This is a genomic window from Tissierella sp. (genome assembly GCF_052089545.1).
Lineage (GTDB): Bacteria > Bacillota > Clostridia > Tissierellales > Tissierellaceae > Tissierella_A.
The window spans coordinates 1-8,754 of sequence record NZ_JBQDAA010000090.1; the positions used below are offsets into that span (position 1 = coordinate 1).

Consider the following 8,754-nt stretch of genomic DNA (forward strand, 5'->3'; position numbering starts at 1 on the left):
GTAACGTTTTTAATTTTTATATATTTTATTGTAACTAGCTTGTATAAAAAGATCATTCACATTCAATCAAATTAGATTATCTTAAATTTTGTAATTAAGAAAGAGCATTAAATAGGACTAAAAGAAAGATTCTTCCTTACACTCAGAATGACCGAAATATAAGGATCATAAAATATTACTATTCATCTGTCCAAATAAAAATACCCCCAAGTAGAAAGTCTATTTTAATTAATTAGACTTTCTACTTGGGAAGTATCATATCCCTTCAGGTGTTTTTATATTTTACCAATCTAATAAACATTAAATTCTGCTGCTAAATAATAGCTATCAAAGTCTTCTGGTCCTCTTAAATCTGTAATACTTTTTATAAGACGGTATTCACCTTCTTTAAGTTCTCCATATAACCATCCCCACTCTAATTTAAATTCACGACTTAAGCCGGAGTCTAGTCCATAACCAATATCCTTGAATCCAAAATCTCCATCTATTTTTACTGGAAGTTTGTACCACTTTCCATTTCTCTTTTTTTCTATAACAAAATCATTACTATAAATATAGTCTGTATCTGATTTATTATCAAATATTAAGGTTAGGCCTTTCTGATCAACAGTCCCCTCTTTTGTAGTCATGATAACATCTTTTACATTGTTAACCTTTTCATACTCTGTTGGTTTTAATTCCTCTTCATCTCTTGAATCTAATAGAATTGTGGTCTCTTCTACTATTTTTTTAAAGTCTTCTTTGTTTTCTCCAATATATTCTGTTTCCGCTCCTACAACTGCTATAGTCATATTATCTATATATTCTCTGCTCAAAAGAATGCTTCCTTCTACTTCTTTATTTGTTTGAATATATACTAGCTCATCTAGATTATCTATAAGTGAAAAGAGTATAGCACTTTGCCTAGTAAATTTATCTACAGTAAAGTCTTCCTTTTTATCTACATCAAAATTTAAGATCAATGTATTGTCTTCTGAATCTGTTGAAATTTCCATAGAATCATAGGTAAATCCCTCTGGCCATTCTATTTTTGCAACTATATTGCCAACCTTTGAATTGTCTCCTACATATTCAGTTCGTGATTCATACAGTTCATCTACTTTTTCTTTTATATTATCTTTATTATCACATCCAATTAAAAAACTTGCTCCAAGTATTGATATTATTAAAATTATTATCAAAGATTTAGAAGGTTTTGTGTTTATAGTATTTAATATTTTATCTAATCTTTTTTTAATCATTTTTACACCTCCACTAATGGAATAAATTCTTGCTTATCCACGCCTACTAGTCCTATATCTGTAGGTGCTAACTCAGGGATAGCAGGGTGTCCTATAAAGCTTAAGGTCATAAATGGTGCAGCTAGTGTGCAGCCTGTTTCTTTAGCTGATTTATTCATTTCTATCAGCTGGTCTCTTATAACTTTTGCATCCATTTCATCACTTATAAGCCCTCCTATCACAAGTGGCATAGAAGCGATAACTTCGCCATCTATAACAGTAACAAGGCCGCCTTTCATATCTTTAACCTTATTTACTGCTAGGAACATGTCTTTATCGTTTGCACCTATTACACATATGTTTTGGTGATTGTGAGTCATAGAATATGCAAGAGCGCCTTTTTTAAGGGTAAAGCCTTGAACAAAATATACTCCTACATTTCCATTTTTGCCATGTCTTTCACATATGGCAAATTTCATTATATCTTTATAAAAATCCCTCATAACCAATCCATCTTTTACAAGTAAACTAGCTGTAATATGTTTATTTATTATCTGATCTTTAACCAATTTTGCTATATTTACCTTTACAAAAGATTTATTAAGGGCTTTAACTTTAAATAAATCTGGGCTTATAGGTCTTTTAAAATGAACTGTATCTTGAATCCACTCTGGATATTTCCTATCTATTCTTTTAACTTCCATCTTATCTTTTTCAAATACTCTTTTACCTTCAAAGTATACTATCTGGGGTTCTATTTTTTCTATAGAATCACAAAGGATGATATCTGCAAATCTTCCAGGGCTTATACTCCCGTAGTCGTGTTCTACTCGCAGATATTTAGCTGCATTTATTGTAGCCATAGATATAGCTGTTATAGGGTCTAAACCAAGTCTTATGGCAAGATTTACATTATGGTTTATATGTCCTTCATTTTCTATATCATTGATATGTTTATCATCTGTACAAAATGATGTATTTTCAAAACCATATCCAAACTCCAATGCATTTTTTACAAACATCTGGAGGTTACGAGCCCCACTGCCTTCTCTTATCATTACATGCATGCCAAGACGTAAACGATTTAAGGCTTCTTCCCATTCAACTGCTTCATGGTCATCACTTACTCCAGCTGATGCGTAAACGCTTAGGTCTCTTATATCACAGCCTACCGCATGACCATTTACTACTTTTCCCATATTTATAGCACTACATATTTTTTCTATATTGTCATCAGTTCTTTGTAGAATTTTCGAGGGAGCAACCTCCCCAAGTGAAACAGTTTCAGGACATTTTAAGAGTTTTTTAGTTTCTTCAACATTTATAACTTTTCCAGTTGTTTCAAGCGCTGGAGCTGTTGGTACCCTTGTCGGAACTTCAATAGCTATTCGATATGGCAGTTTATTAGCACCTTCAAGCATTATATCTATAGCATCAGATCCTATTACATTTGCAATTTCCATAAAATCAGCGCATACCGTAGTAGTTCCCTTTGGGACTATAACTTGTGCCATAGCTTCAGGATTTATCATTGATGAAGAATAGTGCATGTGCCCATCTATAAATCCTGGAAGAGCATATAGGCCTTTACAGTCTATTTCTTCTTTTGCAGTAAAATTTGCATCTGGATCAGTTGATACAATTCTTCTATTCTTTATATGGATTTTACTTTCATAAATCTCTTTTGAATATACATTTACAAGTTTTATATTCTTAAGTACTAGATCACTAGTTATCTTTCCTAGTCCACAGTCTATTAATTCATTTGTATTTTGAACAGTTCTCATTTAATATCTCCTTTATAGTATTTATAAATCCCATTATAACACAAATGGTATTTAAACTATTTTTCATAATCTAGATATCATTTGTTTTATAGCTTTTCTTTTATACTACTATCTTCTGGTTTTCTAGATGTTATTAAAATTTTAAAAGTTTGATTTAAAAAATATTTTAAATTTTATCTTTTAAGACATTTTTTACATAGAATATAATTAACTATTTACCCAATACTAATTGTGAAACAAAAAACTCTAAAGAGGAGGAAATATGAAAGAATTTAAAGCAAATAAAGTTCTCCATGGCGATAAAAATTATAAAGTTACTCATAAAGGTGAGTTAGTATGGCTTGAACATGTAGATGAGAAAAAAGGCGAAGCTCTAGTTTCTGTTATGGATACTGGTGAAGAAAAAACAGTTCCTATAAATGAATTAGACCCACAAGGTCCTGGACTTAGATAAGTTTTAAAAAACCTACTAGATTTTTTTCTAGTAGGTTTTTATATTTATTTATAGAAAAGTCCTGCCAGTTTTATTTCTTTAGTAAAGGAAATAGTGTAAACAAAGTTTTTGTTCTCATATTTGGTCTTTGCTACAACAACTGCAAATTCTTCTTCTGTATCTTTGTCTTTTTGACCAGCTACACTCATTTCTTCTATATTTTCAAGTTCTCCACCTTCACCTATCGCTTCATATATTTCTTCTAGAGTATCATCAGTAAGTGCATTTTTCATTTGAACAGTAGTCATTTCTAAAAGTGCCTGTGAATCTTCATTATTTATTATCTTAATAACTTCTTCTGCCTTCTCTTTAATTTCTTCCTCATTGAAATCATCTGAAAGCTTTGAACTTGAACAACCCACTAAAAGAGTAAAGATAATTATAAGACATAATATAAATTTAAATTTATTTTTTTTCATATTTCCCCTCCTGTAATTTATATATTTTTTTAGATTTATATATGTATATGACTATACATATATCTGTCAAAAGTAACGCTCCTTCTATTAATAAAATAGCATTTTTAACTGAACTTAAAATAGGTATAAGTGAATTTACAGATCCATGAATTAAGATAGCTATTATTAGATATTTTATTCTTTTATTTAATTGAAAACCATTCCAAACTATAACCGTTAAACCTATATGAAGAATTATAGCTAAAAATCTTTCAAAGATTCCTAGCGCTAAGCTTTGGAGGGGAACAGTAAATAAAAAAGGTCCAAGAACAATTACAGCTTCTGCTAATCCATGGCCTAATCCAAATATAATCGGTTCTACTATATCTGTTTTTATTGGTTTTAAGAGATATGATTTAAATATAAATCTAAAGCCCTCTTCAAATACACCGGCTGAAAAGGCTATTAATATTCCCACTAATAAAGGATTTAAGGCTAAAAACATTGTGAATTTTGTAGACCTTTGTAAGTAATTTAATATGGGAAGTCTTAAAAGAGGCTGGGCAATTATAAAACATAGACTTCCAAGTATAAATGTAATTATCCTTTTTTTCAATAAATCACCACCATCTTTATTTAATTTCCTTATATATCTATATACCCTTATATTTTAAAATATATATTAATTTTATGATTACTTTAAAAATACGGGGTATAAATAATATATATTTATAAAAGAACTATATCAAAATACATTTTAAAAGGAGAAAATTATGGGAATAATTGCTTGGATTATTTTAGGAGCATTGGCAGGATGGATAGCTAGTAAAATGATGAATACTGATGACTCTATGGGTGCTATGGCAAATATAATAGTAGGTATAGTTGGAGCTTTTATTGGCGGGTTTATAATGAACTTTTTTGGTAAGTCAGGAGCATATGGGTTAAATTTCTACTCTTTATTTGTAGCTCTATTAGGTTCTATAGTTTTGATAGCCTTAGCTAAAGCTCTTAGAAGTAAATAAATTAGAAAGAGAGTGATAATACTATGTTTGGTAGAAAAAGAAATAAAAAGAAAAAAAGCTGGTTGTTACTTCTTTTATCATTTTTTGGAGCAAGAGCTCTTATTAAAAAGAAAAATTTAGATAAATAATATAAGACTCAAATCCTTTAGTTTAAAAGGATTTGAGTCTTTCTTTATAAATTTGATACCTTTACTTAATATTCCTCATTTAAATCCGACTATTATATTAAGATATATTTATACAAACAAGGAGTTGACAATTATGAAAGGTACTATTGTTTCAGCATGGGTTGAAACCTGTAAAGAAATTTATGGAGAAGATATAACAAATGAGTCTTTAGCTTATAATGGAATAGATACAGATAAAGTTTTTAGACCTTCAGAGGATATTGAAGATAAAAAAGCACTTGGAATTTTAGAATATATAGGTAAAAAATTAAATAAAAGTTCCCATACAATGTGGAACACTATGGGAAACCATAATGTTACAACATATACTAAGGTATATCCCGCATTTTTTAGATATAAAAATCTATATTCTTTTCTTCAAGCTATGTATGATATTCATGTAGTAGTTACAAAAAGAGTCAAAGGAGCCCAACCCCCTATTTTAGATGTAAAACCTGTAAATAAATATACAGCACATATGACATATTCTTCACCTAGAGGCATGTTTTCATATTTTTACGGAATGTTAGAAGGTGCTGCTAAATATTTTAAAGAGGATGTTAAAATTGAAACATTAGAAAAAACAGATGACTTTTTGAAAATCGCTATTACTTTTCCAAAAGAGATTTATTATCAAAAGAAATTTTTACTAAACAATCTTTTATCACTAGGTTTTATAAATAATATGGAAGGAAAAATAGCCCTAGCCTCACTCGCTTTTCTAGGTATACCAAGCGCCTTATTGTTTAAGTTTGCAAATCAAAACTTTGCTATTGTTAGTGTTTTAGTTCTTTCTATTCTTATTCCATTTATTATAAGTAAAGGATTATTTAAGCCCTTAGATTATCTTAATAAATGTTTGGATGAACTTTATAATAAAGACTTTTCCTTAGTTCATAATATAAGCACAAAGGATTTTTTTGAAGATATAAATGAAAGAATAAGAGATATTAAGGAATCTATAAAAACAGATTTTGTAGGCCATAAAGGAACTACAGATGAGTTAAATGTATTTGCTGATAAGTTTGCTAATATATCTAATAACATGACTAGTGCTTCAAATGACATGTCCTCTGTAGTAGAGCAAGTAGCTGAAGGTGCTACTAGTCAAGCCTTTGAAACAGAACAAGTAGCAACTCAATTAAATAATTCTATGACATCTTTAAGTGATGTGGTTGAAAGAGAAAATCAAGGTAAGTTAGATTTAGAATCTTCAGTTGAGGTAATAAATAAAGGTTTTGAAGACTTAAGATCTACTTCTAATAGTTTAAATAATGTATTAGATCAGTTTTCCGGAGTAAAAACTAAAGGACAAGATCTACAAAATAGAGCTAAAGAAGTTAGAAATATAGTCGATACTGTAGAACAAATTGCTGAACAAACCAATCTATTAGCCTTAAACGCAAGCATTGAAGCTGCTAGTGCAGGAGAATATGGAAGAGGTTTTAATGTGGTAGCTTCTGAAATAAGAACTCTTGCAGAAGGCTCTAAAGATGCAGTACAAACTATAAATCATAATCTTGAGTCTTTTATTACAAATATTAATTCTTTAGTTGAAGATATATCTAATCAATATAATGTTTTAGAAAGTGAAAATATAAAGTTAAATACAATAACTGAGGAAAATATGCTTTCAATATCTTCAATAGAAAATGTAAGCGAACTACTATCTCGCCTAATAGATGAGTTAAACACAGAAGCTAATAATATGAATTCTGTGTCTGAAAACATAGAGTCACTAGCTACAATTGCAGAAGAAAACTCAGCTTCTTCCCAGGAAGCTGCCGCAAATATACAAGTTTATGGCGAAGAAATTAAAAAAATGACTCGCAATATAGAGGAGTTTAAAAAAGTAAGTATGGAATTTAGTCAAGACTTAGAGTTATATATACTATAAAAGAAAGCAGCCTTTTAAAAGGCTGCTTTACTAATTTATTTATCTATTATTTTAAAGTTTATATTTGAATTTTCATTTTTAGCTTCCTCAAATACTTCAATTATACTGTTTCCATAACTATTTAAGTTCTTTATTAATTTCTCTTTATTTAAAAGTTCTATCTCTATGGATCTACTATGTGTAGATAAAGCATCCCATAGGGCATCTAGATTATTACCTCTGTAAGAACATATATCCAATTTATCTTTTAAATAGATGTGTGTCTTTTCTTTTGTTTTCATATATTTTCCATCTATTATAACTTTTCTCATCTTATTCATCTCCATATAGTAATGTAAAAGTGTCATAGTGGTCTTCTGTATAATATATTAGTCCATCATTAGAATATACTATTCTTTCAGCACCCCTATATCCACCTTCATAGTTGATGTCTGCTTCAAAATATTGTCTACCTTCTTTATCTGGAAGATTTCCTTCTCTATTACCAAATCTGTCTCCACCTATGCTCTTTTGATCTGTCACTTCCCAAAGGTTACCCTCACTAGATTCCCATCCTAATTTACTAGCTTCCTTCTTAGTAATAAAGTTATTAGGTAGCTTTTCATAAGTATAGATATAAAGAGATACATCTTCTTTACTTGTAAAATATCCATCTTCATCGATATTTTCTATTGTATCTTCTTTAATAGAAGGATCTTTATCTATTATTTCATCAATATATGAACAAGAAATGAGTATAAAACTTAATAATATAATTAGTAATAATGATATTTTCTTTTTCAAATTTATTCTCCTATTCTTTTTTATCCTATGTATAAGCTTAATTATAAGCTTATAATACTTAATTTTCAATATCTATTAATTTATACTATAAATTTAAAACTACCTATTTGAAAAATAGGTAGTTTTTTAAGCTCGCCTTAATCTTGTAGTTGTAATTTTACCGTCTACTTTATTTAAAGTTTTTACCTTTAATGTAGGTTTTTCTACATCAAAGCCTTTTATTATGTCTTCTAAGACTTTTATTTCTTTTCTGTTTATAACAACTTCTATTTGGTGTCTTTCGGTTTCATTGTTTCCACCTACTAAAATGTTGTTAACTGTATAGCCTGTTTCCCTTATTTTTTGTGCTATTTGACTTGCTTTTATACTATCATTTAAAAATAAGTCTACTTCGCATATTCCAAGTGCAAGTTTACTTTCAATTTTACCACCTAAGAATACTCCCATTGATTTTCCAAGTGCAAATGCTATTGTATAAGCTATCCCATCAGAACTTGTTACCTTACTTACTATGGTTGCAAAAATAACTGCATCTAAAAACACTAAAAAATAAACTGGATTCATAATATCCTTAGATATAAATATTGTTTTTAATGTTGATAAGATATTTGTAAAAGCTGTTATAATAAACATAAATAAAAGCCCAATTATCATACTATTTTCCATTTATACATCTTCCTTTCTATTTTTTCTCATTAAAAAAACTACCATATATATACTATGGCAGTTAGCTATTAATTAGTCCTTATTTAAATAATCTATATTGAAATTTTATGATTCTAAATCTGTTCCAAGACGTAAGTTACACACAAAATATTTCACTTCTTATTTTAAAACTATTAATCTAACTTTATTAGTATATAACTTATGCTCTTCTTTGTCAAGTGTTTTCCCGCTTTTTATAAAACATTTAACATATTCTTCCCTTAAGCTTATGGAAAAAGATATTCTTGATTTAATTAAAGTATATGATAAACTGATATA

10 protein-coding genes are annotated in these 8,754 nt (G+C 28.9%); 3 read left to right on the forward strand and 7 right to left on the reverse strand.

The genetic code is table 11. The annotated features are described in order from the left end of the window. Nucleotides 1-290 precede the first annotated feature (290 nt). Nucleotides 291-1,241 carry an immunoglobulin-like domain-containing protein gene (locus tag ACTHW2_RS07670; protein ID WP_442263361.1) on the reverse strand — a complete coding sequence of 317 codons (951 nt, stop codon included), beginning with the start codon at nucleotides 1,239-1,241 and terminating at the stop codon, nucleotides 291-293. A 2-nt stretch (nucleotides 1,242-1,243) separates the two neighbouring features. Further along, entirely contained in the window at nucleotides 1,244-3,007 is a 1,764-nt protein-coding gene (locus ACTHW2_RS07675) for an adenine deaminase (protein WP_442263362.1), read from the reverse strand. 262 nt (nucleotides 3,008-3,269) lie between these two features. Between ACTHW2_RS07675 and ACTHW2_RS07680 the strand changes: the two genes are divergently transcribed. Continuing rightward, on the forward strand, nucleotides 3,270-3,461 hold the full coding sequence (locus ACTHW2_RS07680; RefSeq protein WP_442263363.1) for an H-type small acid-soluble spore protein: 192 nt from the start codon (nucleotides 3,270-3,272) through the stop codon (nucleotides 3,459-3,461). Between the two features lie 44 nt (nucleotides 3,462-3,505). Here ACTHW2_RS07680 and ACTHW2_RS07685 read toward each other — a convergent pair whose 3' ends face one another. After that, nucleotides 3,506-3,919 carry a DUF3887 domain-containing protein gene (locus tag ACTHW2_RS07685; RefSeq protein WP_442263364.1) on the reverse strand — a complete coding sequence of 138 codons (414 nt, stop codon included), beginning with the start codon at nucleotides 3,917-3,919 and terminating at the stop codon, nucleotides 3,506-3,508. Continuing rightward, nucleotides 3,906-4,514, reverse strand: a complete 609-nt coding sequence (locus ACTHW2_RS07690) for a YhfC family glutamic-type intramembrane protease (protein WP_442263365.1) — start codon at nucleotides 4,512-4,514, stop codon at nucleotides 3,906-3,908. Before ACTHW2_RS07690 ends, ACTHW2_RS07685 begins: the two co-directional genes overlap by 14 nt. 157 nt (nucleotides 4,515-4,671) lie before the next feature. Between ACTHW2_RS07690 and ACTHW2_RS07695 the strand changes: the two genes are divergently transcribed. Both ACTHW2_RS07695 and ACTHW2_RS07700 read left to right on the forward strand, forming a co-directional pair. Continuing rightward, the gene (locus tag ACTHW2_RS07695) at nucleotides 4,672-4,923 is read left to right on the forward strand and encodes a GlsB/YeaQ/YmgE family stress response membrane protein (RefSeq protein ID WP_442263366.1); all 252 of its coding nucleotides are present in this window, start codon (nucleotides 4,672-4,674) and stop codon (nucleotides 4,921-4,923) included. A 261-nt stretch (nucleotides 4,924-5,184) separates the two neighbouring features. Continuing rightward, nucleotides 5,185-6,987, forward strand: coding sequence for a heme NO-binding domain-containing protein (locus ACTHW2_RS07700; RefSeq protein ID WP_442263367.1), 1,803 nt, complete (start codon nucleotides 5,185-5,187; stop codon nucleotides 6,985-6,987). A 35-nt stretch (nucleotides 6,988-7,022) separates the two neighbouring features. On the opposite strand, the gene ACTHW2_RS07705 is transcribed toward ACTHW2_RS07700, so the two are convergent. The 3 genes from ACTHW2_RS07705 to ACTHW2_RS07715 form a co-directional block, all read right to left on the reverse strand. Next, the gene (locus ACTHW2_RS07705; protein WP_442263368.1) at nucleotides 7,023-7,298 is read right to left on the reverse strand and encodes a barstar family protein; all 276 of its coding nucleotides are present in this window, start codon (nucleotides 7,296-7,298) and stop codon (nucleotides 7,023-7,025) included. Between the two features lies 1 nt (nucleotide 7,299). Next, a complete protein-coding gene (locus ACTHW2_RS07710; RefSeq protein ID WP_442263369.1) occupies nucleotides 7,300-7,770 on the reverse strand; it encodes a ribonuclease domain-containing protein in 471 nt (156 codons plus the stop codon). Between the two features lie 126 nt (nucleotides 7,771-7,896). Continuing rightward, nucleotides 7,897-8,436 (reverse strand): DUF5698 domain-containing protein, encoded by a 540-nt coding sequence (locus ACTHW2_RS07715; RefSeq protein ID WP_442263370.1) that lies wholly within the window; start codon nucleotides 8,434-8,436, stop codon nucleotides 7,897-7,899. Nucleotides 8,437-8,754: the final 318 nt, after the last annotated feature.